Genomic DNA, 24,538 nt, shown 5'->3' with positions numbered 1-24,538 from the left:
GTGAACCGCCCCCCGATCGTGATCCTCACAGCATTGGACCTGGAGTATCAGGCGGTCCTCGAGAAGCTGGTCGACCCACGTCCACACTGGCATCCGCAGGGCACCCGCTTCGAGGTCGGCCGGCTCGCGGACGGCCACTGCCGGGTGGCCCTGGCCCACGTGGGCACGGGCAACCAGGCCGCGGCGGTGCTGGCCGAACGCGCCATCAACGCGTTCAAGCCGGCCGCCCTGCTCTTCGTGGGTGTGGCGGGTGCCCTGTACTCCCACATCGCCCTCGGAGACGTGGTGGTGGCGACGCGCGTCTACGCCTACCACGGCGGAACGAGCGAGGATGACGGGCTCAAGAGCCGCCCCCGCGGCTGGGAGATCTCGCACAGCGCCGACCAGATCGCCCGGCACATCGCCCGTAGCGGCTCCTGGAAACGCGCTCTTCCCACCGGCAACCGGGACTGCGAGGTGCGCTTCGGGCCGATCGCCGCCGGCGAGGTGGTGCTGAACTCCAGGGTTTCCGCGCACGCTCGCTGGATCCGGGAGCACTACAACGACGCACAGGCGATCGAGATGGAGGGCGCCGGTGTGGCACATGCCGGGCACCTGAACCGGTCGCTGCCGGTGGTCGTGGTCCGGGGCATCAGCGACTGGGCCGACGGCACCAAGGAGACCACCGATCGAGAGCGGTGGCAGCAACGAGCGGTGGCCAACGCGGCGGCGTTCGCCGTGTCCCTGGCCGAGGAACTGACCGCCGAGGCGCGAGACAGCGCTCAGCGCACGACAACGGAGACGAGGGAGCTGGCGATGCCCGAGACGACCAGGAACGTCGCAAAGGGGAACGCGCGGGTGGGAGTACAGGCCGGCACCGTGTACGGCGGAATCCGGATCGCCCCGGAGCCCTCCCCGCCGGTCGATCTGGCGGAGGCGCTCGCCGGTTTCCACACCCGGCTCCAGCGGGCGCGGGCCGCCGGCCACCTGGACGAAGACACCTACGCGGCGGCGGAAGTGGAGCTCGCCGTGGCCGACAAGGCGCTGGAGACGGACACGCCACAGAGCAGGGGCACGCTGACGCTGGCGCTCAAGAAGCTGCGCGGGCTCATCGGCGACGTGGCGGAGCTGGCCGCGGAGCTGGCGATCATCATCGGCCTGGCCCAGGGCTTGTCATGACGGAACCGGATGCCTCCGCGACGAACATCGCCGATGGTTCCGCGTACGTCGGATCGCAGGCAGGAACGGTCCATGGTGATGTCAACACTTACATGACGTTCGCGGACACCTCGCCCAAGGAGAAGTTCGAGACCGGTGTCCGGTGCCTCGACGGCGACATGACCGGTCGGGCGTGGCGGCTCATCAATGAGGCCTTCATGGCCGACTACCAAACCGACAGGGTCCGTTTCTACCGCCTGCTCGCCCTGGTGAGCGGCAGGACGCGGCGCGAACTGTCCAAGGAAGAGGCCGCGGCGCTGCGGAACGCGCAGAGCAGACGGCACATCACCGGTGACGACGAGTGGGCGGAGGGACTGAAGGTCCTTCACCGTCTCCTGGACTCCACGGGAAAATCCGAGGCGGACAGCCGTATCCTCCTGAAGGAGGTCGACGCGCTCGGAGCCCGTCGGCGTGCCTTGATCCTGCGCCATCTGGAGTCCTTCCTTGAAGGATCACTCAAGGACCAGGTCTGGCACCAGGCATGGAAGCTGGCCAAAGAGAACCGCATGGCCGGTGACCGGGTAGACCGGGTCCGGAAGTTCTTTCAGCCGAATCCGGCCAGGCCTCAGCGCCGTGAGTCGCAGCCACCCGCGATCCCCCCGTCCACCTGGATCCAGGCGGTGGCGGCGACGGCCATCTTCGCCGTGGCGACGGTTCACATCGGCTACCTACTGGCCCAGGGAGGCCAGATCTCCGCACTCCCCGCCTACCTGCTGAGCATCGTCGGCGGCTTCTTCGGTGCGCGCGACGGCGTGGAGTGGCGCTTTCGCGTCGTACGGCGCCGTGCGAAGGACAGGGAGTACGGGACACCCCGGCAGCGCGTAACCAACGCGTCGCCCGGCGGCTTCACGCGGCAGGTGGACCATCGCTTCGATTACTACTTCGCCAAATACGTTCCACGCGGTGTCGAGCGCGATATCTGGTTGGCCGCGACGGCGGGGATCCGCAGGAGCATGCGTGACGAGGTGGTCGATGTTTATCGGGAGAGGAGGATCGGCGTCGAGAAGATCGCTTGGCTGATCCGATATCGGGCCGGCGAAGTCAAGGACCGCTGGGAGAGGGGCGCGCTCTGGAGCTACCGCGAGGAGCTCGCCACGCCTCCGTCGATAAAAGCAGTGACGGTCCTCGGGTTGACCGCTCTCGTCGTCGGGGGGTTCTGGGCGGTAGGGGGCGCGGTAGCGGCCGATCCACTGAGCGCGGCTCGCTCGGCACTCCTCGTACTGGCGTGTGGATGGATCGCTTTCCGTGCCTGGCTGCGCATCATCCTGGAACACCGCCGGCACGCCGCCGACGAAGCGGAGAGCAAACAGGCGAAGGAGGGAGACGATGCGGCCTTCGCCCGGTGGCGGGCGAAGCTGGCCGACAAGCCCAAGGACCGGGAAATGGCCGACTGGCTGGACTACGACCGGAAAGTGCTGCTGAACGAGGCGTTGCGGCACTACGAGCTGAAGATGAGTGATGTAATCACCCACGCCTTCATCGAGACGCCCGCCTCCTCAAGCGCACGCGCACGAGTGCTGCGTGGCCCCTGGCGTTACAAGAAATACCGGCTCCTCATGTTCCTCCTCACCGCGGACGGAGTGCGCGAGCTCACTATCACGCTCGATTTCGAGCAGGGCTCGTTTCACGTCCAGCGACGGGCCAACTATCGCTTCGACATGATCGCGGCCGTACGGGTGAGCCAGTCGGACAACGGGGAGCAGACATTCGAGCTTGCGCTCGTCAACGGTCAGAAAGTTCACGTCGAGGGGACCGATCCGGGGCCGGAGGAGCTTCAGCAAGGAGAAGAGCCCGGAACGGTGTCCGAGGCGACGCAGGACGCTTCGGGCCTCCGCCGTACCTTGCACGTCCTGGAGGGAATCGCCGCGGAAGGGAAGGGATGGATCACGCAGGAACACCATCGCGAGGGGAAGGAGCAAGGAGCGGCATGAGGCCACAGGGTTTTCCTGGATTCTGGTACTGCGGCCGGGCCGGGGCGTCGGTCCAGCCGAGCAGGACCCTCCCGGCGTCGGAACCCGACAGCTCGGCCACCCCATACGGGTCGCCGTAGGTGGAGGATCGTCGGTATCCGGACGAGGAGGAACCGATGTCCCAGGAGCGTGCCGCCGTCATGGTCGAGCACCAGGCGCGTGGCTGCGCCGAACTCGGCTCGCCGTTGTACGCGTTCCTGCTGGAGCGGGCGGCCCGGGACGTCCGCGAGGGAGGTCCCTGCGCGCAGGCGCTCGCCGGGTACGGGGACGCACCTGGACCCGACGCCGTGGCGCTGCGGCTGCTGGGCGGCGTGCACGCCCTCGCCCTCACCGGCCGCGCGCCCGACCTGGCCTCCTGCTACCCGAGCACGGGCGGCGTCTTCGACCCGGACCGGCCGGAGCCCTGCTGGCAGGCCTTCCGGGCCGCCGTCGCCACCGGGATGGAGTGGGTCCGTGACTGGATGACCCGGCCGCCGCAGACCAACGAGACCGGCCGGGCCAACCTCCTGATCGCCGGGCTGCTGAGAGCCACGCGCACGAACCCGCTGCCGGTCAGGCTGTTCGAGCTGGGCTCCAGCGCCGGGCTCAACCTGCGCGCCGACCGGTTCCGCTACGTCTCCGAGGACTTCGCCTGGGGTCCGGCCGACTCGCCGGTCCTGCTGGAGGACGCCTGGCGGGGCGCTCCGCCCACCTGGCTGCTGGAGGCGGCCGCCCGGCGGCCGGCCCTGACCGTCGTCGAACGGCGCGGCTGTGATCTGACGCCCATCGACCCGCTGTCCCCGGACGGCGCGCTTGCCCTGCGAGCCTATGTCTGGCCGGACCAGACCGCCCGCGCCGCGCGGCTGGAGGGTGCCCTGCGGGTGGCCGCCGAGGTGCCTGCCGGGGTCGAGGCCGTCGGCGCCGCCGATTTCCTCGCGGGCATCCACCTGGAGCCGGGCACGCTCACCGTGGTGTGGCACTCGATCATGCGCCAGTACGTCCCGGCCGCCGAGTGGGCGCGGGTGGAGCGCGAACTGGACCGGCTGGCGGAGGCCGCCACGGCGGAGGCGGGCTTCGCCCATGTCTCCTTCGAACCGCGCAGGGTCGGCGAGCGGCACCGCTTCCGGCTGGCCGTACGGCTCGGCGGAGCGGCCGAGGAGGTCCTGGCGGAGGCGCCCCCACACGGCCTCCCGGCCCACGAGGTCACCACCGCCTGACAGCCCAATGCCGTTTAGATAGGGGTTTGGGCTGATAGTTTCCCCTGATCGCGGAGTGGATCAAGGTCGGTGGGCCATCCCGGTTGACGGATCTGGTGGCGCTCGGCGCGTTGACGTCATTGCTGCCGCGGGAGGTCCTGGACGGGGCGATCGGGAAGTACGGGTGCCGTGAACAGCGGGTGCGGAAGCTTCCTGCGCACGTGGTCGTCCAATCCAATTCATGGGCCCACAACTCCTTCCATCGTGAGATGCAGAGCGTCGAGCTGGCCGAGATGTACGCCGGCGTGCGCCACGTCTCCGTCGGTTCTCAGACGCACACCACCGCGGTGTGAGCGTGCCCGCGGCTGCCACCGACCTCCACCTTGACGGCGCTCTTGGCCTTGCGCACGCTGCGATCGTTCTCCTTGACCGATTTCACCGGCCAGGGCAGCGTGATCTTGACCTCGTCGGCGGCCCTGGAGGGGTCGGAGACCGCGAGCCGTACTCGCCTGTTGTCGCGGCGGATCAGCAGCGTGCATGGGCCGTCGGCGGCGAGCGGCCCGTCCCCGGTCTCGACGGTTCCCGCGCGCCAGAAGACGGCGGCGAGCACGTTGTCGCGGGTGATGGCCTGCACCGCTCCGGAGTTGGCGAGGATCTCGGTCCTGTGCCGGTAAGCAGCGGTCTGCGTGATGGAGGCGTCGGGCAGTACGGCATAGGCGTAGCGTGCCTTATGCGGATCAATGCCATGGTCGATGAGGATCGTCGTGTAGTGCCGGGTGACAGGGGTTCTGTCGCCTCCGGTGGTGGCGCCCTTGTCGATGTCGCGCCAGCGGCCGGTGCGCTTCTTGCGGATCACCTTCGCGTCGCCGCCGTCGAGTAGCACGTAGCCGGCCGTGCCGGACAGGTGGACCCAGCCGTCGCCCCGGGTCAGCGGCGGATGCCCGTCGTGGGTGTTGCGGTTCTCCATGATGGTCTCGATGCGGCGGCCATCGGAGGCGGTGATGCCGGTGCCGAGGGCGATCACCGCGTCATCGAGGAGGAACCACGCCTTCTTGGCCCGCAGTGAGGAGCCGCCGGCGATCAGCTTCATGGCCGCCACGCCGTACTCGCCGTCGAGTGCCACGCCGCCCGCCCAAGGGGTGGGTGGCAGGCGGCGCTTGCCGTGCGGGAGATCGGCGCGTCTGCGGGTGTCGACCGTTGTGCCCGGCAGCCGGTACGGGTCGATCGTGGGCCACAGGTCGTCGTTCCAGTGGGTGAGGTCGCCGGTGTAGAGGTAGGTCATGCCGTCGCCGGTGTGCCAGCCGTGCAGGTTCTCCTGGTTCATGGCCTCGGCCGCGCCGATGCGCTCCGAGCTCATCGCGATCGCGTAGGCCCAGGTGGGACGGCGGTGCACGACCCGGTCCATGTCGGCGAAGACGTACGTGCCCGTCGTGCGCGGGCCGACCGGCACCGACGGGTCCTCCAGCAGGGCCCTGGCCCGTGCGATGCTCGCCAGCGGTGCGCGCGTGTCGTAGGGGATGGCCTGGTTGCGAGTGAGCCAGCCCTTCACCAGCGGTCGCCACTGCTGGGCATGGCGTTCGGGCGCCGACTCCAGCAACGTGAGAATGGCCTCGACCGCCTTCTGCCCCGAGTGGTAGTCGCGGTGACCCTGCACCGAAATCTGCCGGCCGCGTACGCAGTCCATCATGAGCCCGTCGAAGATGAACGGCGTGAACGAACGATCCACGAGGTCGTAGACGTTCCCGATTCCGGAGATCTCCCACGGTGACCGCGCGAGCATGGCGATCAGCTTGGCCACGCTCTCCAAGTAGTCCACGCCGTAGCTGCCGGTATAGGGGTACACGTCGTGCTGGATGAACGACCCGTCACGGTAGAAGCCGTCGCCTGGACCCCCGGTCGGCCGCAGCAGGTCGGAGACCGCGTTCCTGGCTCGCCTGATCAGGCGTGCGTCGTGGGTGAGCAGTCCGCGCATCGCCACCGCCATGGCCTTGCCCGCGCGGTTGGCTCCGGTCTCGACGACACCGGGGTGGCTGACGCGGTGCTCCGGGTCGGGGCACCAGCGGCGCAACGGCCGCAGCCAGCGCTCCAGGCGGTCCTTGGGCAGGCCGTCGTAGAGCAGGGCGCAGGTGTCGGTCAGTGAGCGGGGGACGCCGATCTCCCACCAGTACCAGTTACTGCCGCGCCGGTCGAGCCCCTCGTGGTAGGCGTGCTCGTACAGGAAGTCCAGCGCCCTGACCGCGGTCTCGGCGACCTGGCTGTCCCGGTGCATGGCGGTGCCCGGCGTGGCCCAGCCCAGCGCCAGCGTGCGCATGCGGTTGTAGGCACGGTTGAAGTTGCCCGTCCCCGGCTCCGCGAGCGGCAGGTCGGGCCAGAGGCTCGGGCGATCAGGAACGGGCTTCAGCTTGCGCAGCACCGCGTTGGCCGAGCCCTCGACCGCCTGCGTCCTGTCGGTGTAGGCGGGGTTGTACGACCCGCCGGCCAGTAGGCTCACCCACCGCTCACGCGTGGCGTCGAACGCGGCCGTGGCGACCGCCTCGGCCGGTCTGTCCCACAGAGCGAGGCCGGCCACGGCCGCTGCGCCCAGCAGGGTGGATCGCCGGCTGAGGGGGTTGGTCATGGCGGCCTTTCCGACAAGCAGGCAGGTATCAGATGAAAGATCATATGTTGAACAGGCGCTTGAGTTCGGCGATGGTCAGCGGGATCATGCCCAGGTCGGCAGGTGGTGGCTGATCGGGCCGGTGGGCTGGTGGCGCCTGGGTTCCGGTGAGCCGCCGGGCATCTGCGGCACCGGCCGCGCAGATCGCCAGGGCGGCCATGACCAGCATGAGGTGCCGCAGAGCGGTGTCCCGGCGGGCGCGGTTCGGCAGCCGCTGAGTGGCGTAGGAGGAAGGGTCCCCGGCCCACTCGGTGACCGTCCATCCGTTGCGTTTGGGCAGATCGGACATGACGGCACGTACAGTACGTGGCTTCCGGTATGGCCGGAATGGTCGAGACTGAGGTGAAGCTTCCGTCTGGCTGTGGAAAGGATCCAGCAACGTGACCGATGAGGCTGTGCTGAACGCGCTGCGCGAGGCGGCTCGTCTCTCCCCGGAGAACCTCCCGCTGCGGCGACACCTGGCTGACCAACTGCTGGCCTCGGGGAATCTCAGCCAGGCCGAGACCGAATACCGGGCGGCACTCGCGCTCTCCCCCGGAGATCACGGCATCGCGATCGGGCTGGCGGAGGCCTTGGTCCGGCAGGGCGAGAACGAGGCGGCGCTGACGGCGCTCGACCCGCTCCTGGCCATGCCCGAGCACCCGGTGCGCGCGGGCGTGCTCGCGGCCCAGGCGATGCTCCCGGTCAACCGGATGGCCGCCGCCCATTGGTACCGCTACTCCGTCGCCCGCGACCCGTCGCAGGCGGACCCGGAGCTGGCCCACCGGCTCGGCATAGGGCAGTCCTCGCCCCCTCCGCCCTCGTCCGCGTCGCCCTCGCCCTCTCCGTCTCCGGTCCCCTCCGGTCCGGCCGGCCCGCCCGCAGGATCGGCCACCCCCGACACGCGGCCGCCCGCGCAGTCACCGGCCCCGCAATCCCAGCCACCCGTCCCGCACGCACAGCCACAGACCTCGCCGACCGTTTCACCCGCACAACCGTCTTCCCCGGCGACCGTTTCACCCGCGCAGCCGCCCTCCCCGGCGCCCGCCGCGCCCGCACAACAGCCCTCCCCCGCACCCGCGCAACCGCCCTCCCTGATCCCCACCGCGCACTCGCCTTCCGTGGTCCCCGCTCCGCACGCGCAGCCGCAGGCCGCGGGCGGGCCGTACGGTTCGGCGGATGTGGAGCCGACCGCCGAGGTCGAGCACTCCCCGGTGACCTTCACCGACGTGGCCGGGATGGACACGGTCAAGGAGGCGCTGCGGATGAAGCTGCTGCTGCCGACCCAGCAGCCGGAGCTGTTCGCGGCGTACGGCAAGCGGGCCGGCGGCGGGGTGCTGCTGTACGGCCCGCCCGGAGCCGGGAAGACGCATCTCGCACGGGCCGCCGCGGGCGAGCTGGGTGCGGCGTTCGTCAACGTCGGGCTGGCCGACATCCTCGACATGTGGACCGGGTCGAGCGAACGCAACCTGCGCGCGACGTTCGCCATGGCCCGCCGGAACCGTCCCTGCGTGTTGTTCTTCGACGAGGTGGACGCGCTCGCGGCCCGCCGCTCCGACATGCGCCAGGCCCACAGCCGGCAGATCGTCAACCAGTTCCTCGCCGAGCTGGACGGAGTGGACGAGCACGCCAACGAGGGAGTGCTCGTACTGGCGGCGACCAACGCGCCCTGGTACATCGACGCGGCCTTCCGCCGCCCCGGCAGGTTCGACCAGATGGTGTTCGTGCCGCCGCCCGACACCGTCGCTCGGGCGGCGATGCTCTCCCTGATGTGCCGGGACAAGCCCCAGGCGAAGATGGACTTCGACAAGGTGGCGCGGGCCACGGAGGGGTTCGTCGGCGCCGACCTCAAGGGCCTGGTGGACCGGGCGGTCGAGGCCAAGCTGCACGAGTCGATCCGGGCCGGCCGGCCGATCCCGCTGTCCACCGGCGACCTGATGGCCGCCGTCAAGGCGATGCGGCCCACGGCCGTCCGGGAGTGGCTGGGCACCGCGCGGAACTACGTGCTGCACGCCAACGAGAGCGGAGCCTGGGACGAGCTGCTGCCCTGGCTGCGTGACCTGCGGTGAGCACGACCGACTTCCACGGGCCCAACCCCGGCGCGGTCGCCGAGCGGGCGAGGACGCTGCTGCGGATGGGCCGGGCGGAGGCCGCCGAACGGGAGTTGCGCGGCGCCCTGGCCGCCGACCCCCTGCATGTCGTCTCGCACTCCCTGCTCGCCCTCACCCTGGTCACCCGCGGCGCGGTGGACGAGGCGATCGCCGAGGCCGGCGAGGCGGTGCGGCTCGCCCCGGAGCACTGGTTCCCGCACTACATGGCGGGTCAGGTCCTCTACTACGCGGACCGTCCGGAGGAGGCGCTGCGCGCCGCGCGGGCGGCGCTGGCGATCGATCTCGACCAGGCGCAGATCTGGGAGCTGCTGGCGCGGGTGCACGGGGGCCGCGAGGAGTGGCCGCTGATGGCGGAGGCCGCCCGGCGGGGACTGGCCCTCGACCCGCACGACAGCAAGCTCGTGAGCTTCCTCGCCGTGGCCCTCGGCGAGCTGGGCGACCGGGAGCAGGCCCTGGCCGTGGCGGGCGACGCCGTACGGCTCGACCCCGAGGCCCCGCTGGCGCACCTGGTGTACGGCCGCGTCCTGCTGGCCTTCGGCAGCGCCCGGGACGCGGCGCGGGCGTTCCGGGAGGTCCTGCGGCTCGACCCCGGCATGGACCGGGCACGCGAGCTGCTCGTGGTGGCGCTCAAGCGGCGCAACCCGCTGTACCGGGCGGTGTCCCGGTTGCCGGGCAGCCTGGGTAGCTGGCGGGTGCTCGCCCTGCTTCCTCTGATTTCCCCGCTCATCGCCATCTTCGTCGTCATCGCGGTGGCCCACTGGGCGATGTGGGTGGCCGAGTCGCTGGTCACCCTGCGGCTGGCCCGCGGCGCGTACAACCGGCTGCTGTTCCGGCGCGGCGAGCTGCGTTCCGCCGTCCTGTGCTGTGCCGTCCTCGCCGGGGGTACGGCGCTTCTGGTCCTGGGTGTGACCCTGTCCCATCCGGTGACGGGGGTCGCGGGCGCCGCGCTGCTGGCGCTCGTCACCCCCATCCAGGAGGCGGCGTACACCGCCTCCCCGCTTGCTCGGAAGATCCTCACTGGGTGGGCGGGAGCTCTGGCACTGGTGATCGCGGTGTCCCTGGCCCTCTCGGTGCTGTGGCCCGCCCGCATACCGACGGGCGTCCCGTTGCTGGCCATGTGGGCCGGGCTGGGCACGATCTGGGTGGCCGCGGCGGTCCGGCGCCTCTTCGGACGGGTGACCCCTGACCTGTGACGGCGCCGCCAGGGGCGGCGTCCGGCGTCCGGTGAGCGATCTCACCCCGCGACCGGCCGGCCGCGATCGAGGATCTCCCCATGGGCCCCGGCCTGCCGTCGCTTGAAGAACGACAGCGCCTTTTCACCGGCCGTACACGCATTTGTCACAAAGAGTGTTCATACGGGAACCATAGGCTGTCAGTGAGGCCAGGGTGGCCTGACAGGTGGGGGAAATCGTGAGCGCGTTACCGGCGGACATCGGCTTACCGGCACGGGCGGTCCTTCCGGGCGGCGCCGCGCCGCAGGTCCGCACGCTGCTGGACATCCTCGACCGGACGACCCTGCTGCACCCGCACGCCGCCGCGCTCGACGACGGACGGACCCGTCTCGACTACGCCGCGCTGCGGGCCGAGGTCGTACGGCTGGCCGCCGAACTGCGGCAGGCCGGGGTCGGGCGGGGCGACCGGGTCGGCGTGCGGGTTCCCTCAGGCACCGTCGACCTGTATGTCGCGATCCTGGCCGTGCTCACCGCGGGTGCGGCCTATGTCCCGGTGGACGCCGACGATCCCGACGAGCGGGCCGAGCTGGTCTTCACCGAGGCGGGGGTAGGCGTCGTCGTCGGCGAGGGCGGGAAGCTCACCGTCTTCGACGACTGGGACGGGCCGCCGGAGAGCGACGGTCCGTCCCCGTCGGAAGTGGATGCCCCCGGGCCGGAGAGGCCCGGGGATCGGACACCGTCCGCGCATGCGGGATCGGGACCGGAGAGGCCCGGGGATCGGACGCCGTCCGCGCATGCGGGATCGGGACCGGCGGGACAGGCGCGGACCGGGAACGGGCGTCCGGGGCCGGACGACGACGCGTGGATCATCTTCACCTCCGGTTCCACCGGCAGGCCCAAGGGCGTCGCGGTGACCCACCGCAGCGCGGCGGCGTTCGTGGACGCCGAGGCGGGGCTGTTCCTGGCCCGCGAGCCGATCGGCCCCGGCGACCGGGTGCTGGCCGGCCTCTCGGTGGCCTTCGACGCCTCCTGCGAGGAGATGTGGCTGGCCTGGCGGCACGGCGCCTGCCTGGTCGCCGCGCCCCGGGCGCTGGTGCGCACCGGCATGGACCTCGGGCCGTGGCTGGTCGAGATGGGCATCACGGTCGTGTCCACGGTGCCGACACTGGCGGCGCTCTGGCCGGTGGAGACGCTCGACGACGTACGACTGCTGATCTTCGGCGGCGAGGCGTGCCCGCCCGAGCTGGCCGAGCGGCTGGCCGTACCGGGGCGGGAGGTGTGGAACACCTACGGCCCGACCGAGGCGACGGTGGTCGCGTGCGCGGCGCCGCTGACCGGGGACGGGCCGGTGCGGATCGGGCTGCCGCTGGCCGGCTGGGATCTGGCCGTGGTGGACGCGGGCGGCGAGCCGGTCGCGATGGGCGAGATCGGTGAGCTGGTCATCGGCGGGGTCGGCCTCGCCCGGTACCTCGACCCGGTCAAGGACGCCGAGAAGTACGCCCCCCTCGGCCCACTCGGCTGGGAGCGGGCCTACCGCAGCGGCGATCTGGTGCGGGCCGAGCCGGAGGGGCTGCTCTTCGTCGGGCGGGCCGACGAGCAGATCAAGCTCGGCGGACGCCGGATCGAGCTGGGCGAGGTGGACGCGGCCCTGCAGGCCCTGCCCGGGGTCGCCGGGGCCGCGGCCGCGGTGCGTACGACCGGCGGAGGGCACCAGCTGCTCGTCGGCTACGTCGTGGCCGGCGAGGGGTTCGACCGGGAGGAGGCCAAGGACCGGCTGCGGTACGCGCTGCCCGCCGCGCTGGTGCCGCGGATCGCCGTGGTGGACGGGCTGCCCACCCGCACGTCCGGGAAGATCGACAGGGACGCCCTGCCGTGGCCGCTGCCCAAGCGGGACAAGGCCGAGCGTCCCGGCGTCGACCCGTGGGTGACCGAGTGCTGGCAGGACGTCCTCGGCGACACCGAGGGCGACTTCTTCGCCGAGGGCGGCACCAGCCTCGCGGCGGCCCGGCTGGTGTCGGCGCTGCGGGTCCGCTATCCGGCGGTCACCGTCGGGGACGTCTACGACCACCCGACGCTGCGCGGGCTCGCCGGGCACCTGTCCGCGCTGGACACGCCCGAGGTCGTGACCACCGACCGGATCGTCACGCCGATGCCGCGCCGCGCCGCGATCGCGCAGGCACTCCTCACGGTGCCGCTGCTCACCGCCGGCGCGCTGCGCTGGGTGGTCGCCCTGGCCGCGCTGAACAACCTGATCGGCATGGCGTGGGCGCCGGCCGTCTCGTGGTGGTGGGTGCTGCTGGGCGCCGTCCTCTTCGTCTCCCCCGCCGGGCGGATCGCGCTGACCGCGGGCGCGGCACGGCTGCTGCTGCGGGGGCTGAGGCCGGGCACCTATCCCCGGGGCGGGGGCACGCACCTGAGGCTCTGGTTCGCCGGGCAACTCGCCGAACGGCTCGGCGTGGCCGAGCTGTCCAGCGCCCCGTGGCTGACGCACTACGCCCGGGCGCTCGGCGCCCAGGTCGGCCACGACGCGGACCTGCACTCGGCGCCGCCGATCACCGGGATGCTCAAACTGGGCAGGAACGCGGCGGTCGAGCCCGAGGTCGACCTGAGCGGCTACTGGATCGACGGCGACCAGGTGCACGTCGGCGAGATCAAGATCGGTGCCGCAGCCACGGTCGGCGCCCGCAGCACTCTCTTCCCGGGCGCACGGATAGGCAAGAACGCCCAGGTGGCGCCGGGCTCGGCGGTGGCGGGCGCGGTGCCGTCCGGGGAGCGCTGGGCGGGGGTGCCCGCCGTCAGGACGGGTAAGGCCCGCTCGCCCGCCGCCGACCGGCCGCCGCGCTCGCGGCGCTGGGTGGCCGTCTACGGGATGTCCGCGCTGGCGCTCAGCCTCGTCCCGCTGATCGCCGCAGCCCCCGGCCTCGCCCTGCTCCTGCGCGGGGACGCGACCTCCCTGACCGGCGTCCTGTACGGCGTGCCGCTCGCCACCGTCACCTCGATGGCCGTCCTCGCCCTGGTGATCCTGGCCCTGGTGCGACTGCTGGCGGTCGGCCTGCACGCCGGCCACCACCCGGTGCACAGCCGCCAGGCCTGGCAGGCGTGGGCCACCGGGCGCCTGATGTCGATGGCGCGGGTCTGGCTGTTCCCGCTGTACGCGAGCATGGCCACCCCCGTGTGGCTGCGCGCCCTGGGCATGAAGGTCGGCCGGGACGTGGAGCTGTCCACGGTGCTGGCACTGCCGTCGATGACCTCCGTCGGGGACGGCGCGTTCCTCGCCGACGACACGATGGTCGCGCCGTACGAGCTGGACGGCGGGCGGTTCCGGGTGGACCACGTGCGGATCGGCAAGCGCGCCTTCCTCGGCAACTCCGGGATGACCGCGCCCGGCCGCAAGGTGCCCAAGGACGGCCTGGTCGCGGTGCTGTCGGCCGCGCCGAAGAAGGCCAGGGCGGGGTCGTCCTACCTCGGCATGCCGCCGGTGGAGCTGCGCCGTACGGCCGAGGACGGCGACCGCAGCCGCACCTACGACCCGCCGCGGCGGCTGAAGGCCGCCCGCGCCGCCGTCGAGGTGTGCCGGCTCGTCCCCGCGATGTGCACGGTGACGGTCGCCGTGCTGGTCGCGGCCGCCCTGGAGTGGCTGGCCGGATCGTACGGTTTCGCGGTCGCGGCGCTGCTGAGCGGCGTGGTGCTGCTCGGCGCCGGAGTGCTCGCCGCGGCGGTCACCACCGTGGCCAAGTGGGCTCTGCTGGGCCGGATCGCGGTCGGCGACCGGCCGCTGTGGAGCTCGTTCGTGTGGCGCAACGAGCTGGCGGACAACTTCGTGGAGGTGCTGGCCGCCCCCTGGTTCGCCCAGTCCTGGCTGGGCACGGCGCCGCTGAACCTGTGGCTGCGCTCGCTGGGCGCGCGGATCGGCCGCGGCGTGTGGTGCGAGACCTACTGGCTGCCGGAGGTCGACCTGGTCACCCTCGGCGCCGGGGTGACGGTGAACCGGGGCTGCGTGCTGCAGACGCACCTGTTCCACGACCGGGTCATGAGCATCGATACTGTCGTCCTGCGGGGCGGATCGACGCTCGGCCCGCACGGGGTCGTCCTGCCCGCGGCGACGATCGGGGAGAACACCACGGTCGGACCGGCGTCCCTGGTCATGCGCGGCGAGTCGGTGCCGCCGGGCACGCGCTGGTTCGGCAATCCGATCGCGGCGTGGACCCGCGGGACGTAGCGGTCGCGGCACGCGCTCGCAGGACATGGCAGCTCGCAGGACGTAGCAGAGGAAACAAGTGTGGTTGTGAGCACGACCCCCGGCAATCTGTACTTCCCCACGCACGGCGACGACGGCTACCGGGTGGAGCACTACGACCTGTCCCTCGACTACCGGGTCGCCGCCAACCGGCTCGGCGGGGTCGCCCGCCTGTCGGCGGTGGCGCTCGGGCCGCTCGACCGCCTCGTCCTCGACCTCGGCCCCTTCCGCGTGGGCGGGGTCCTGGTCAACGGCGAGATGACGCGTTTCACCCATCGCGGAGGCAGGCTCCACCTCGCGCCGGGGCGGCTGGGCCCCGGGCCGTTCAGCGTCGAGGTCCGCTACTCGGGCAATCCGCGGCCGGTGTCCAGCCACTGGGGCGGCCTCGGCTGGGAGCAGCTCACCGACGGCGTCATCGTGGCCGGCCAGCCGATCGGGGCCCCGTCGTGGTTCCCGTGCAACGACCGGCCGGACGACAAGGCCGCCTACCGGATCTCGGTGACCACCGCCTCGCCGTACACGGTGATCGCCAACGGGGAGCTGGTCTCCACGCGGCGGGCGGCGTCGGCGACCACGTGGGTCTACGAGCAGGCCGAGCCGATGGCCTCCTACCTGGCGAGCGTCCAGATCGGCCGCTACCAGCAGGCCGGCCTCGGCGCGGGGACGCGGCTGGTCTTCCCCGCCGGGCTCGCCGCCCGGGTCCGGCACGACTTCGGGCGCCAGGACCGGATGATGGAGGTCTTCGGCGAGCGCTTCGGCCCCTACCCGTTCGGCTCCTACACCGCGGTGGTGGTGGACGACGAGCTGGAGATCCCGGTCGAGGCGCAGGGCATGTCGATCTTCGGGACGAACCATGTGGACGGCCGGCGCGGCGAGGAGCGGCTGGTCGCCCACGAGCTGGCGCACCAGTGGTTCGGCAACAGCCTGACGATCGCCGGCTGGCACGACATCTGGCTGCACGAGGGGTTCGCCTCCTACGCGGAGTGGATCTGGTCGGAGGCCTCGGGCGGCGTGCCCGCCGGCGACCTGGCGGCCCGCTGGCACCGCAGGCTCGCGGCCCTGCCCCAGGACTTCGTCCTCGCCGACCCCGGCGCCCGGCTCCTGTTCGACGACCGCGTCTACAAACGCGGCGCGCTCACCCTGCACGCGCTCCGGCGCGCCATGGGCGACGCGCCGTTCTTCGCGCTGCTGCGCGAGTGGACGGCCGGCCACCGGCACGGGTCGGTCACCACGGAGCAGTTCACCGACCTGGCCTCGCGCCGCACGACCGCGCCGCTGGAGCGGCTGTTCGCCGGCTGGCTGTACGGCTCCCGCCTCCCCGCACTGCCCTGACGGGGACACGGAAAGGATCCGCCCCACCCCCGGACGCCGCACGCGCAGCCCAGCCGGCGCGGAACGCTCCTCGTCCGTCCCGACGGCACTCCCTGCGGCTCGCACCCCACGCGCCGTGCCATGCCGGTGAACTCCGCTGACGTAGCCAGCTACATTCGCCTACGCTGTAGTCATGTCGCCGACACCACGGTCCGTTCGGTTCGAGGATGCCGTCCTGGACAAACTCGCCAAGTTCGTCATGGAGCACCCGGGGCTTTCGGTCTCCGCCGCGGTCAACCTCCTCATCACCGAGGCGCTCCGGATGGAGGAGCACCCGGGCGTGCTGTTCCGGACCGGGCCATCGGGCCGCCGGGCGGTGGTCACCGGCGGTCCCGATGTCTGGGAGGTCATCCGGGCGATCAGGGCGACCCGTGCCGCCGAGCCTGACGCGACAGCCGACGAGATCGTGACCATGACCGCCGAATACTCCGGACTCCCATCGCACCAGGTCAGAGCGGCGATCCGATACTGGTCGGACTATCCGGACGAGATCGATACGCAGATCGCCGCAGCCGAAGGCGCCGCACAAAAGGCGGAGGAGCGCTGGAGGCGGGAGCAAGGGCTACTGGCATCGTGAACGGCAGGCTTCTGCTGGACGAGATGTTCCCGCCGCTGCTCGCCGAGAGTCTCCGCGAGCGGGGGCATGACGTCGTCGCACTCGTCGAACGCCCCGGGGGCCCGGGGCTTCCCGATTCCCAGGTGCTGGAGCCGGCGGTGGCGGAACGCCGCTGCCTGCTCACCGAGAACGTCCGTGATTTCGAAATCCTCCGGGCACGGCGGCTCCACGACGGACAACCCTGCGCGGGGCTGCTCTACAGCGGTCCGCACCGCTTTCCGAGAACCAAGACCGCGATCGGCCGGCTGATCGCGGTCCTGGACGGGCTCCTCTCCGAGGAGAGGCTGCCCGCTCCCGGGCAGGTGGACTGGCTGGTTTAGGCAGCGGATCAGCGACCGATCATGGACTTTCGAGCTCGGTTCCGGATCTTCCCGCACCATTGCCACGCCCGGACCCGCCACCAGGTATTCCCCTGCCCGAGCCGGTCGGCGGAGCGGTTGACCGTACGGTGCAGGCCTTGCCGCACGGCTCCCGAACACCTCATTTCATCGGATCTTTCCACTCGAACCGGAGCCACTTCATTCCCCTGACCAGACATTTCCCCAAATAGGTCGGATCGCTGCTATAACGGGCTACGAACTTACGGAGGAACCGCATGCGTGTCGCGTTGCACACCCGGATCAGGCCGGGCAGGGAGTCGGAGTACGAGCAGGCGCACCGGGAGGTGCCCGCCGAGCTGGTGGAGGCGATCAAGAAGGGCGGCGCGCACGAGTGGACGATCTGGCGCAGCGGCCTGGAGCTCTTCCACGTGATCGACTGTGACGACTACGAGGCGCTGCTCGCCTCGCTGGCCGACCTGCCGGTGAACATCGCCTGGCAGGCCCGGATGGACGAGCTGCTGGAGGTCGCCCACGACTACTCCGCCGACGGCGGCGGCAAGGGACTCCCGGCGGTCTGGCGGCTCCCCTGAGCCGTCCCCCCCGGACGGCCATCCCTGCCCCCCGCACGGCGCCGTTGTCTCCCGGCCCGGACGGTGTTCACCCTGGTCGGCCGTACGGTGCCGTCTGACGGCCGGGACGGTGTCACCGTGTCCCCGGCCGCGCGGTGTGCTCGTTATCGTGAGCGGGTGCCCCCCGCCCTCCGGACCCGCCTGTCCCCCGCCCTCCGCAGCCGCCTGCTCCCGGCCCTGGCGGCCGTCGCGACCGTCGCCGCCGGGCTCACGGTCCGCGCGGTCACCGGCGGCTGGTTCGCCAAATACGCCGGTGACGCCCTCTACACCGTGCTCGTCCACGCGCTGATCGTGCTGGTGCTGCCCCGGGTCCCGCCGGTCCGCGCCGCGATCGGCGCGCTGGCGTTCAGCTGGGCGGTCGAGTTCGCCCAGCTCACTCCCGTCCCGGCCGCTCTCTCGGAGGCCAGCGTGCTGGCCAGGCTGGTGCTCGGCAGCACCTTCGGCGCCGCCGACCTGGCCGCCTACGCCGCCGGAGCCACTCTCGCCGCGACGGCGCACGCCCTCGTCCGCCGCGCCCCGTAGTGGTCGGCAACCGGCCGTATCATTTGGGCACCATGCCTGAAGGACACACCATTCATCACCTGGCCGGGCGGTACCGGCAGGCGTTCGGCGGCGGAGTGGTGCGCGCCGAGAGCCCGCAGGGGCGGTTCGCCGCCGGGGCCCGCCAGATCGACGGGCGGGTGCTCCAGGAGACGGACGCGCACGGCAAGCACCTGCTGCTCGGATTCGACGACGACCGCTGGCTCCACGTGCACCTGGGCATCTACGGCAAATGCGCCTTCGGCCCGGCTCCGGCGCCCGCGCCGACGGGTGCGGTACGGCTGCGCCTGAGCAACGCCGAGGAATACGCCGACCTGCGCGGGCCCAACACCTGCGAGCTGCTGGATCCGGCCGAGAAGAAGGCGCTGCACGCCAGGCTCGGGCCGGATCCGCTGCGCGCCGACGCCGATCCGGAGCTCGCCTGGCGGCGGATCGGCCGCAGCCGCACCTCCATCGGCGTCCTGCTGATGGACCAGTCGGTCGTCGCGGGGGTGGGCAACATCTACCGCGCCGAGGCGCTGTTCCGGGAGGGCGTCGACCCGGCCCGCCCCGGCCGCGACCTCACCCGCGGGCAGTGGACGGCCATCTGGGCGGACCTGGTGGCGCTGATGGCCGACGGGGTGCGGGTGGGCCGGATCGACACGGTCAGGCCCGAGCACACCCCGGAGGCGATGGGGCGCCCGCCCCGCGTCGACGACCACGGCGGCGAGGTCTACGTCTACCGGCGCGCGGGCATGCCCTGCTTCCTGTGCGGCGGCGAGGTCCGCACCGGGGTGCTCGCCGGCCGCAACCTCTTCTGGTGTCCGGGCTGCCAGACCGCCTGATCACACCAGGCGCGAGGCCGCCTCGATCGAGGCCTGGCCGGCGGGGACCAGCGGGAGGCGGACCGAGGCGGTGGGGATCAGCCCCCGGGCATGCAGCACTCCCTTGAGCACCGTGGGGTTGGGTTCGGCGAACATGCTCGCCGACATGGCGGAGAGCCGATGGCCCAGCGCACGGGCGTGGGCGACGTCGCCGGAGCGCCAGGCCTCCACCAGCTCGACGAAGCGGCCGGTGTGCAGGTGGGCCGAGGCGAGGATGCCGCCGGAGGCGCCCAGCGCGAGCAGGGCCGAGAAGAAGGGGTCGTCCCCGGCGAGCACCGCGAAGTCCTCCGGCAGATCGGCCAGCAGGGTGACGGTGTCCTGGTCGACGCCGCCGACCGCGTGCTTGACCCCGGTCACCATGGGCAGCTCTCCCAGCCGGCGCAGGGTGGCCGCGCCCACCGACTGCCCCGTCCGGTAGGGGATGTTGTAGACGATGAGCGGCACCGGGCTCTGCTCGGCCAGCACGGTGAAGTGGGCGAGCACCCCGGCCTCGGACGGGCGGACGAAGGACGGCACGGTGACCAGGGCGGCGTCCGCCCGGTCCTTGAGCTCCCGCAGGGCCTCCACAGAGCTCCGGGTGTCACTGCCCCCGGCCCCGACGACCAGCGTCACCCCCCGCTCCCGGCACACCTTGGCGCACACCTCGACGACCGCGCGCCGCTCCTCGTCGGCGAGCATGGCGACCTCGGCGGTGGTGCCTAGCGCGACCAGCCCGGCCGCCCCCTCGTCGAGCACCGCGCGTGCCAGGCCCTCGAGCGCCTCCACGGCGATCTCGCCGTCCTCGGCGAACGGGGTGATCAGGGGAACGTAAACGCCGTGAAGTGTCATGTCCCCAGCCTCGCGGCCACCGACCGTGCAGGTCCAGTTCCCGTTTCTTCCGAGACCGTTAAGCTGAGCTGATGCTCGATGTGCGACGTCTTCGGCTGCTCCGCGAACTGTCCTACCGGGGCACGATCGCCGCGGTCGCCGAGGCCATGACGTTCACCCCCTCCGCGGTCTCCCAGCAGCTCGCCGCGCTGGAGCGGGAGGCCGGGGTGGCGCTGCTGGAGCGGACCGGCCGCCGGGTGGCGCTCACCCCCGCCGGGGTCGCGCTGGTCGGGCACGCGGAGGCCGTGCTCGAACGGCTGGAGCTGGCCGCGGCGGAGCTGGCGGCCGCGCACACGGGTCTGGTCGGCGCCATCAGGGTCGGCGCCTTCCCGACCGCGACCCGCACCATCCTGCCCGCCGCCCTGGCCGCCCTGGGCCGTGACCATCCCGGGCTGGAGCCGATGGTGGACGAGATCGACCCCGCCGAGGTGGCCCCCCGGCTCCGGACCGGCGATCTGGACGTCGCCCTCGTCCACGAGTACGACTTCGTCCCCGCCATCCCCGACCTCGCCCTGGACACCGAACCCCTGCTGGAGGAGCCCATGTATCTCGCCTCCGGTGACGGCGGCGACTCCCCTGTACGGCGGCGCGACACGCCCGGAGAGGCCCCGGCAGGGCACGGCGGCATGCCCGGCGAGGCCCCGGTACGGCACGGCGGCGACGTCCCCGCCCGGCACGGCGACGGCGACGGCGACGTCCTGGCGCGGTGGCGCGACGCCTCCTGGATCGTTTCCAAGCCCGGCACGCTCTGCCACACGATGACCGTGCGGGCCTGCCAGGCCGCCGGGTTCGCCCCCAGGATCCGCCACCACATCGACGACTTCGCCACCGTGCTGGCGATGGTCGCGGTCGGTCAGGGCGTGGCGCTGGTGCCGGAGCTGGGCGCGGCCGACCCGCCCGGCGGCGTCCGGCTCACCGGACTGCCGATGCGCCGCCGCACCCAGATCGCCTTCCGCCGGGGGGCCTCGGCCCACCCGGCCGTCGCCGCCTTCACCGCCGCGCTGCACTCCTCGCTCCCTGGCGGCCGTCGTACGGGGCACGCCCGGTAGGCGCGGGCGAGATCCCCCGCCGCCCGGCGGCGGTGGACGTCACATCAGCGTGCGCGCGGTCCAGAGTTCGGGGAAGATCTCACGTCGCATGCTCCGCTCCAGCCAGCTCAGGCCGCTCGACCCGCCGGATCCCGGCTTGGCCCCCATCGAGCGGCGTACCGCCATCAGGTGCCGGTAGCGCCAGTCGGAGAACTGCTCGGCCAGGTCGGTCAGCGCGTCGGCCAGTGGCGCGAGCGGCCCGCCGTACACCTCGACCCAGACCGCCTCGACGTCGGAGCGGGGCTCGTATTCGGCGGCGTAGTCGCGCTCCACCGCCGCGCGCGGGATCGCGTGGCCCTGCCGGGCGAGGAAGGCGAGCACCGAGTCGTACAGGCTCGGCCGGGCCAGCGCCTCGGCGAGCTCACGGTAGGCCTCGGGGTTGCGGCGGTGCGGGCGGATGAGCGCCTCGGACTTGTTGCCGAGCAGGAACTCCACGTGCCGGTAGAGAGCCGACTGGAAGCCCGACGCCTCACCGAGCGCGTCGCGGAACTGGTTGAACTGCGCGGGGGTGAGCCAGCTGAGCGACGCCCACGCGGCGTTGAGCGCCTCGAAGTGCCGGACCGACCGCTTGATCGTCACGGTCGCGGCGGCGGCGTCGTCATCGTCGAGCTGCCGCTGGGCGAGCTGCCACTCCGAGCGGAGCAGGCCGAAGTAGAGCTCCATCACCTGGGTGGTGACCAGGAACGCGAGCTCCTCCGGGGCGTCGGTGACGGTGCGCTGGAGCCGGTGCAGGGTGGCGGTGCCGACGTAGTCGTCGTACGGCGTGGCCGCGTCGAACCCGAGCGTGGGCAGTCCCTCGTTGGCCGCGGCCCGTGTCTCCCGCTCTCGCTCGCTGAGCTGCCTGGTGCTGGTCATCAGTGACTCCTTGAGGTTGTTCACCTCCATGGTGGCCCGTAATGTCAGGTCCGGAAATAATACGAATAAGGCGATTTCGAGCTTCCGCCTTCCGAACGGAAGGCATTGGAGTCGATCAGGCTACGAGGTGACGGAGCGTGACGGTGGATGCGATGGACTGGGCACTGCTGGCCGAGTTGCAGGACGACGCGCGGCTGTCCTACAGCGAGCTCGCGCGGCGGGTCCACATGTCGGCTCCGGCGGTCGCCGAGCGGGTGCGGCGGCTGGAGGAGTCGGGAGTGATCACCGGCTATCACGCGCGGGTCGATCCGGCGCTGGCCGGGCGCGGAGTGGCCGCGCTGATCAGGATGTCGTGCTACGGGCCGCGCTGCGTGCTCCGCGACGAGCAGGCGCTGGCCTGGCCGGAGATCCTGGAGGTCCACCGGGTGACCGGCGACACCTGCTGCCTGCTGCGGGTGGCCGCCTCCTCGATGACGGCCTTCGAGGAGCTGATCGACCGGCTCGCGCCGTACGGCCACCCGTCGAGCATGATGGTGCTCTCCAGCCCGGTCCCCTGGCGCCCGCTCTCCCCCACCTGAGGCCGCCCCGGAAGCCGATCGGCGGCCCGGTCATCCTCTGACGGCCACCATCCCGCCGTCGACGGGCAGGGCGGTCCCGGTGACGTAGGAGGCGCGGTCGCCGAGCAGCCAGGCCGCGGGATCCCGGACATCATGGGCTACCTGCGGCTCGAAGGACGCCCGGTCCCCGATCACATCCACGCCGCCGCGCAGAGGTTCCGCTACCACCGGCGCGTGCTCATCGCGCCGCCGTGGCCGGAGATCTACGAGCAGGACGACGAGCGCAGGCAGTCGTTCGAAACGGCCCGGCAGACCTACGAGTCCATGGTCGCGGCCTACACGGAGTACGGCTACGAGCTGGTGACGCTCCCGTGCGTACCCGTCGAGGAGCGGCTCCGGTTCGTGGCCGGCTGGATCGGCTGACCGGTCCGCCGCGCCGGCCCGGCCCGTGGGCCGCGTCCGACAAGCAACTACATAAAGCCGCCTTTCAGCCGCTTCGCGGGTGAAATATCCCAGATGGCCGCCCGAACATGCTTCAATGACCAGCCATGATCGCAAGGAAGCTGATGGCGGCGGCCGTTCTGGCGGTCGTGACGGTCCCCGCCTCCGCGGGACAGGCCCAGGCTCGGACGTCGTCCTCCGCCATCTCGGTGATGAGCTGGAACGTCTGCGCGGGCACCAACCCCGGCTGCTTCTTCTACGGCAGGGACATGCGGGAGGTGGCCGTGAAGGTCGCCTGGTACGCGGCCACCCAGCCGATCAGGCCGGATGTGATCTTCCTGCAGGAGTTCTGCTCGGACGGGACGGCCACGCTGGAGAGCCTGCTGGAGCAGAAGACCGGGCGGGCCTGGACCGTGCGGTCGTCGATCCTCACGGTGAAGGGCGGCTCGCCGAAGGTCTGCGCGCCCGACCGGCAGGGGCGGCCGCGGGGCCATACGGCCGTCACCGTCGCGGTCGCCGACAACGCGGCGACCTTCCAGGCGCACGGACTGACCTCCCCGCCGTGGTACGTCAAGCGCATGGCGCTCTGCGCCGCGATCCCGGCCAGGAGGGTCAACGTCTGCGGCACCCACCTCAGCGCCGGCCTGTCCTATGACGACAGGGAACCCGGCGCGCCCTTCCGGAGGAAGCAGGTCGGGGAACTGCTGGCGGCGGCGGCCAAGCCCGGCTACCGCGCCGTCTTCGGCGGGGACCTCAACCTGGCCCCGCCGGACAGCGGGCAGAGCACCGCCACGAAAAGACGCATCCTGGCGCCCGTCTACGCGGCCTACGCCGAGTGCGACCAGAACGGCCGCCGAGACGGACGGTGGACCGAGAAGCACGTCCGCGAGGACGGCAGCGTCTCGAAGCGCAAGCTCGACTACCTCTTCGCCCCCAGGGGAAGCGTGACGCGGTGCCACGTGGCGCAGGATGTCGTCCCCTCCGACCACAGGCCCATCTACGTCAGGGTCGGCCTCGGCTGACACCGGCGCCCCGGGGCAGGTCCCCCGGACGGACGGCGAGGCCCCGGACACCCTCCGACGACCGCTGGATCCGCACACTCCGGCCATGCCGCCGCATCACCACAGGCCGGACATATTCGACAAACCGACCAGTCCCCGCCTCGCGGGCGTCACCATCGGCCGCCTGACGCTCCGGCTCCGCCGGTCCGGATCGCCGGACGCGCTTCTAGGAAGGCCGTGAGCCCGCCGACTGCACGCCCCGCATGGCGATCTCGATGGCCCTGCGCACCGCCTCCCATATCCGCTCCGGCGGGTCGCCCCGGTTCAGGCAGGCCATCGTGGCGAGTTTGGCCGCTCCGGCGAGGGCGCCGACGGCGGCGGCGGCCTCGACGAGGTCGATCTCCTCGGAGTAGGCCCGGTGGAGCGCCTCGGCCAGCTGCAGTTGGGTGTCGAACAGCAGCCGCAGCGCGCGGGCCTGAAGCACCGGGACCGACATGATCAGACGGGCGCGGGCGGGGGTCAGCTCCATGAGGCGATCGGTCTCGGCGAAGGTCCGAGCCATGCCCAGCTCGCCCACGCGGAGCAGGAGCTCGACCACCGTCTCTCCGGCCCGCCGATGCGCGATCATGTCGATGATCTCGTCGAGACGCTCCTGGCCGTCGAAGAAGACCACGTCCTCCTTGCTCGCGAAGTAGCTGAAGAACGTCCGCGTCGAGATGTCCGCCGCCGCGGCGATCTCCGCGACGGTGGTCTCCTCGTAGCCCTTCTCCTCGAACAGGTGCAGGGCCGCCTCGATCAGCGCGCGACGGGTGCGCAGCTTCTTACGTTCCCGCAACCCCGGACCATCGACCATGCACGCACTTTACTGCATTCTGAGCTTTTCTTCACTCATT

The 24,538-nt window shown here is 71.8% G+C and carries 22 protein-coding genes and 1 pseudogene; 17 read left to right on the top strand and 6 right to left on the bottom strand.

The features are described 5' to 3' along the window. From BM085_RS09930 to BM085_RS09915, 4 genes are all read left to right on the top strand, one after another. Window positions 1-1,158 carry a 5'-methylthioadenosine/S-adenosylhomocysteine nucleosidase family protein gene (locus BM085_RS09930; protein ID WP_093886709.1) on the top strand — a complete coding sequence of 386 codons (1,158 nt, stop codon included), beginning with the start codon at window positions 1-3 and terminating at the stop codon, window positions 1,156-1,158. Next, on the top strand, window positions 1,155-3,128 hold the full coding sequence (locus tag BM085_RS09925; RefSeq protein ID WP_143120871.1) for a hypothetical protein: 1,974 nt from the start codon (window positions 1,155-1,157) through the stop codon (window positions 3,126-3,128). The genes BM085_RS09930 and BM085_RS09925 overlap by 4 nt, the downstream gene beginning before the upstream one ends. A gap of 155 nt (window positions 3,129-3,283) precedes the next feature. Continuing rightward, the gene (locus BM085_RS09920; RefSeq protein ID WP_093886707.1) at window positions 3,284-4,363 is read left to right on the top strand and encodes a DUF2332 domain-containing protein; all 1,080 of its coding nucleotides are present in this window, start codon (window positions 3,284-3,286) and stop codon (window positions 4,361-4,363) included. Window positions 4,364-4,446: 83 nt separating this feature from the next. After that, on the top strand, window positions 4,447-4,695 hold the full coding sequence (locus BM085_RS09915) for a transposase domain-containing protein (protein WP_177245031.1): 249 nt from the start codon (window positions 4,447-4,449) through the stop codon (window positions 4,693-4,695). Here the strand turns inward: BM085_RS09915 and BM085_RS09910 are convergent. After that, window positions 4,671-6,959, bottom strand: coding sequence for a polysaccharide lyase 8 family protein (locus BM085_RS09910; RefSeq protein ID WP_093886705.1), 2,289 nt, complete (start codon window positions 6,957-6,959; stop codon window positions 4,671-4,673). The genes BM085_RS09915 and BM085_RS09910 overlap by 25 nt on opposite strands. A 46-nt stretch (window positions 6,960-7,005) precedes the next feature. Further along, a pseudogene (locus BM085_RS47375) lies at window positions 7,006-7,179 on the bottom strand (IS701 family transposase); the annotation flags it as partial. Window positions 7,180-7,378: 199 nt separating this feature from the next. Between BM085_RS47375 and BM085_RS09900 the strand changes: the two are divergent. From BM085_RS09900 to BM085_RS09860, 9 genes are all read left to right on the top strand, one after another. Then, window positions 7,379-9,046 carry an ATP-binding protein gene (locus tag BM085_RS09900; protein WP_093886703.1) on the top strand — a complete coding sequence of 556 codons (1,668 nt, stop codon included), beginning with the start codon at window positions 7,379-7,381 and terminating at the stop codon, window positions 9,044-9,046. Then, complete coding sequence (locus tag BM085_RS09895) at window positions 9,043-10,281, top strand: tetratricopeptide repeat protein (RefSeq protein WP_093886702.1); 1,239 nt, start codon at window positions 9,043-9,045, stop codon at window positions 10,279-10,281. Before BM085_RS09900 ends, BM085_RS09895 begins: the two co-directional genes overlap by 4 nt. 217 nt (window positions 10,282-10,498) lie before the next feature. After that, on the top strand, window positions 10,499-14,479 hold the full coding sequence (locus tag BM085_RS09890) for a Pls/PosA family non-ribosomal peptide synthetase (protein ID WP_093886701.1): 3,981 nt from the start codon (window positions 10,499-10,501) through the stop codon (window positions 14,477-14,479). Between the two features lie 60 nt (window positions 14,480-14,539). Continuing rightward, complete coding sequence (locus BM085_RS09885) at window positions 14,540-15,829, top strand: M1 family metallopeptidase (RefSeq protein ID WP_093886700.1); 1,290 nt, start codon at window positions 14,540-14,542, stop codon at window positions 15,827-15,829. A 172-nt stretch (window positions 15,830-16,001) separates the two neighbouring features. Beyond that, window positions 16,002-16,445 carry a hypothetical protein gene (locus BM085_RS09880; protein WP_093886699.1) on the top strand — a complete coding sequence of 148 codons (444 nt, stop codon included), beginning with the start codon at window positions 16,002-16,004 and terminating at the stop codon, window positions 16,443-16,445. Further along, the gene (locus BM085_RS09875) at window positions 16,442-16,804 is read left to right on the top strand and encodes a DUF5615 family PIN-like protein (RefSeq protein WP_093886698.1); all 363 of its coding nucleotides are present in this window, start codon (window positions 16,442-16,444) and stop codon (window positions 16,802-16,804) included. Before BM085_RS09880 ends, BM085_RS09875 begins: the two co-directional genes overlap by 4 nt. Window positions 16,805-17,079: 275 nt before the next feature. Next, window positions 17,080-17,394 (top strand): L-rhamnose mutarotase, encoded by a 315-nt coding sequence (locus BM085_RS09870; protein ID WP_093886697.1) that lies wholly within the window; start codon window positions 17,080-17,082, stop codon window positions 17,392-17,394. Between the two features lie 156 nt (window positions 17,395-17,550). Then, window positions 17,551-17,955, top strand: coding sequence for a ribosomal maturation YjgA family protein (locus BM085_RS09865; protein ID WP_093886696.1), 405 nt, complete (start codon window positions 17,551-17,553; stop codon window positions 17,953-17,955). Between the two features lie 32 nt (window positions 17,956-17,987). Next, window positions 17,988-18,797: an Fpg/Nei family DNA glycosylase gene (locus tag BM085_RS09860; protein ID WP_093886859.1), complete on the top strand. Its 810-nt coding sequence runs from the start codon at window positions 17,988-17,990 to the stop codon at window positions 18,795-18,797. Here BM085_RS09860 and BM085_RS09855 read toward each other — a convergent pair whose 3' ends face one another. Continuing rightward, window positions 18,798-19,664: a 4-hydroxy-tetrahydrodipicolinate synthase family protein gene (locus BM085_RS09855; RefSeq protein ID WP_093886695.1), complete on the bottom strand. Its 867-nt coding sequence runs from the start codon at window positions 19,662-19,664 to the stop codon at window positions 18,798-18,800. Window positions 19,665-19,735: 71 nt separating this feature from the next. On the opposite strand from BM085_RS09855, the gene BM085_RS09850 reads away from it, so the two are divergent. Further along, a complete protein-coding gene (locus tag BM085_RS09850) occupies window positions 19,736-20,752 on the top strand; it encodes a LysR family transcriptional regulator (RefSeq protein WP_093886694.1) in 1,017 nt (338 codons plus the stop codon). Window positions 20,753-20,791: 39 nt separating this feature from the next. Here BM085_RS09850 and BM085_RS09845 read toward each other — a convergent pair whose 3' ends face one another. Further along, entirely contained in the window at window positions 20,792-21,646 is an 855-nt protein-coding gene (locus tag BM085_RS09845; RefSeq protein ID WP_245789227.1) for a tryptophan 2,3-dioxygenase, read from the bottom strand. Between the two features lie 152 nt (window positions 21,647-21,798). On the opposite strand from BM085_RS09845, the gene BM085_RS09840 reads away from it, so the two are divergent. Next, window positions 21,799-22,224 carry an Lrp/AsnC family transcriptional regulator gene (locus BM085_RS09840; protein ID WP_207620825.1) on the top strand — a complete coding sequence of 142 codons (426 nt, stop codon included), beginning with the start codon at window positions 21,799-21,801 and terminating at the stop codon, window positions 22,222-22,224. Between the two features lie 30 nt (window positions 22,225-22,254). On the opposite strand, the gene BM085_RS47165 is transcribed toward BM085_RS09840, so the two are convergent. Beyond that, on the bottom strand, window positions 22,255-22,431 hold the full coding sequence (locus BM085_RS47165) for a hypothetical protein (RefSeq protein ID WP_342742873.1): 177 nt from the start codon (window positions 22,429-22,431) through the stop codon (window positions 22,255-22,257). Between BM085_RS47165 and BM085_RS09835 the strand changes: the two genes are divergently transcribed. Both BM085_RS09835 and BM085_RS09830 read left to right on the top strand, forming a co-directional pair. Beyond that, window positions 22,357-22,626 carry an AAA family ATPase gene (locus tag BM085_RS09835; protein ID WP_342742870.1) on the top strand — a complete coding sequence of 90 codons (270 nt, stop codon included), beginning with the start codon at window positions 22,357-22,359 and terminating at the stop codon, window positions 22,624-22,626. The two genes, BM085_RS47165 and BM085_RS09835, sit on opposite strands and share 75 nt — an antisense overlap. A 125-nt stretch (window positions 22,627-22,751) precedes the next feature. Further along, on the top strand, window positions 22,752-23,666 hold the full coding sequence (locus tag BM085_RS09830) for an endonuclease/exonuclease/phosphatase family protein (protein WP_093886692.1): 915 nt from the start codon (window positions 22,752-22,754) through the stop codon (window positions 23,664-23,666). 205 nt (window positions 23,667-23,871) lie between these two features. Here BM085_RS09830 and BM085_RS09825 read toward each other — a convergent pair whose 3' ends face one another. Then, on the bottom strand, window positions 23,872-24,498 hold the full coding sequence (locus BM085_RS09825; RefSeq protein ID WP_093886691.1) for a TetR/AcrR family transcriptional regulator: 627 nt from the start codon (window positions 24,496-24,498) through the stop codon (window positions 23,872-23,874). Between the last annotated feature and the right edge of the window lie 40 nt (window positions 24,499-24,538).

This window comes from Streptosporangium canum (assembly GCF_900113865.1).
Classification (GTDB): Bacteria; Actinomycetota; Actinomycetes; order Streptosporangiales; family Streptosporangiaceae; genus Streptosporangium; species Streptosporangium canum.
The sequence above is the reverse complement of the archived record's forward strand: the minus strand, read 5'-3'. Positions and strand labels throughout refer to the sequence as shown.

Coding starts and splice junctions, on each gene's coding strand:
- BM085_RS09925 (WP_143120871.1), top strand. CDS start 1,155: ATGACGGAACCGGATGCCTCCGCGACGAACATCGCCGATGGTTCCGCG.
- BM085_RS09920 (WP_093886707.1), top strand. CDS start 3,284: ATGTCCCAGGAGCGTGCCGCCGTCATGGTCGAGCACCAGGCGCGTGGC.
- BM085_RS09910 (WP_093886705.1), bottom strand. CDS start 6,959: ATGACCAACCCCCTCAGCCGGCGATCCACCCTGCTGGGCGCAGCGGCC.
- BM085_RS09880 (WP_093886699.1), top strand. CDS start 16,002: ATGTCGCCGACACCACGGTCCGTTCGGTTCGAGGATGCCGTCCTGGAC.
- BM085_RS09870 (WP_093886697.1), top strand. CDS start 17,080: ATGCGTGTCGCGTTGCACACCCGGATCAGGCCGGGCAGGGAGTCGGAG.
- BM085_RS09860 (WP_093886859.1), top strand. CDS start 17,988: ATGCCTGAAGGACACACCATTCATCACCTGGCCGGGCGGTACCGGCAG.
- BM085_RS09855 (WP_093886695.1), bottom strand. CDS start 19,664: ATGACACTTCACGGCGTTTACGTTCCCCTGATCACCCCGTTCGCCGAG.
- BM085_RS09850 (WP_093886694.1), top strand. CDS start 19,736: ATGCTCGATGTGCGACGTCTTCGGCTGCTCCGCGAACTGTCCTACCGG.
- BM085_RS09845 (WP_245789227.1), bottom strand. CDS start 21,646: ATGACCAGCACCAGGCAGCTCAGCGAGCGAGAGCGGGAGACACGGGCC.
- BM085_RS09840 (WP_207620825.1), top strand. CDS start 21,799: ATGGACTGGGCACTGCTGGCCGAGTTGCAGGACGACGCGCGGCTGTCC.
- BM085_RS09835 (WP_342742870.1), top strand. CDS start 22,357: ATGGGCTACCTGCGGCTCGAAGGACGCCCGGTCCCCGATCACATCCAC.
- BM085_RS09830 (WP_093886692.1), top strand. CDS start 22,752: ATGATCGCAAGGAAGCTGATGGCGGCGGCCGTTCTGGCGGTCGTGACG.
- BM085_RS09825 (WP_093886691.1), bottom strand. CDS start 24,498: ATGGTCGATGGTCCGGGGTTGCGGGAACGTAAGAAGCTGCGCACCCGT.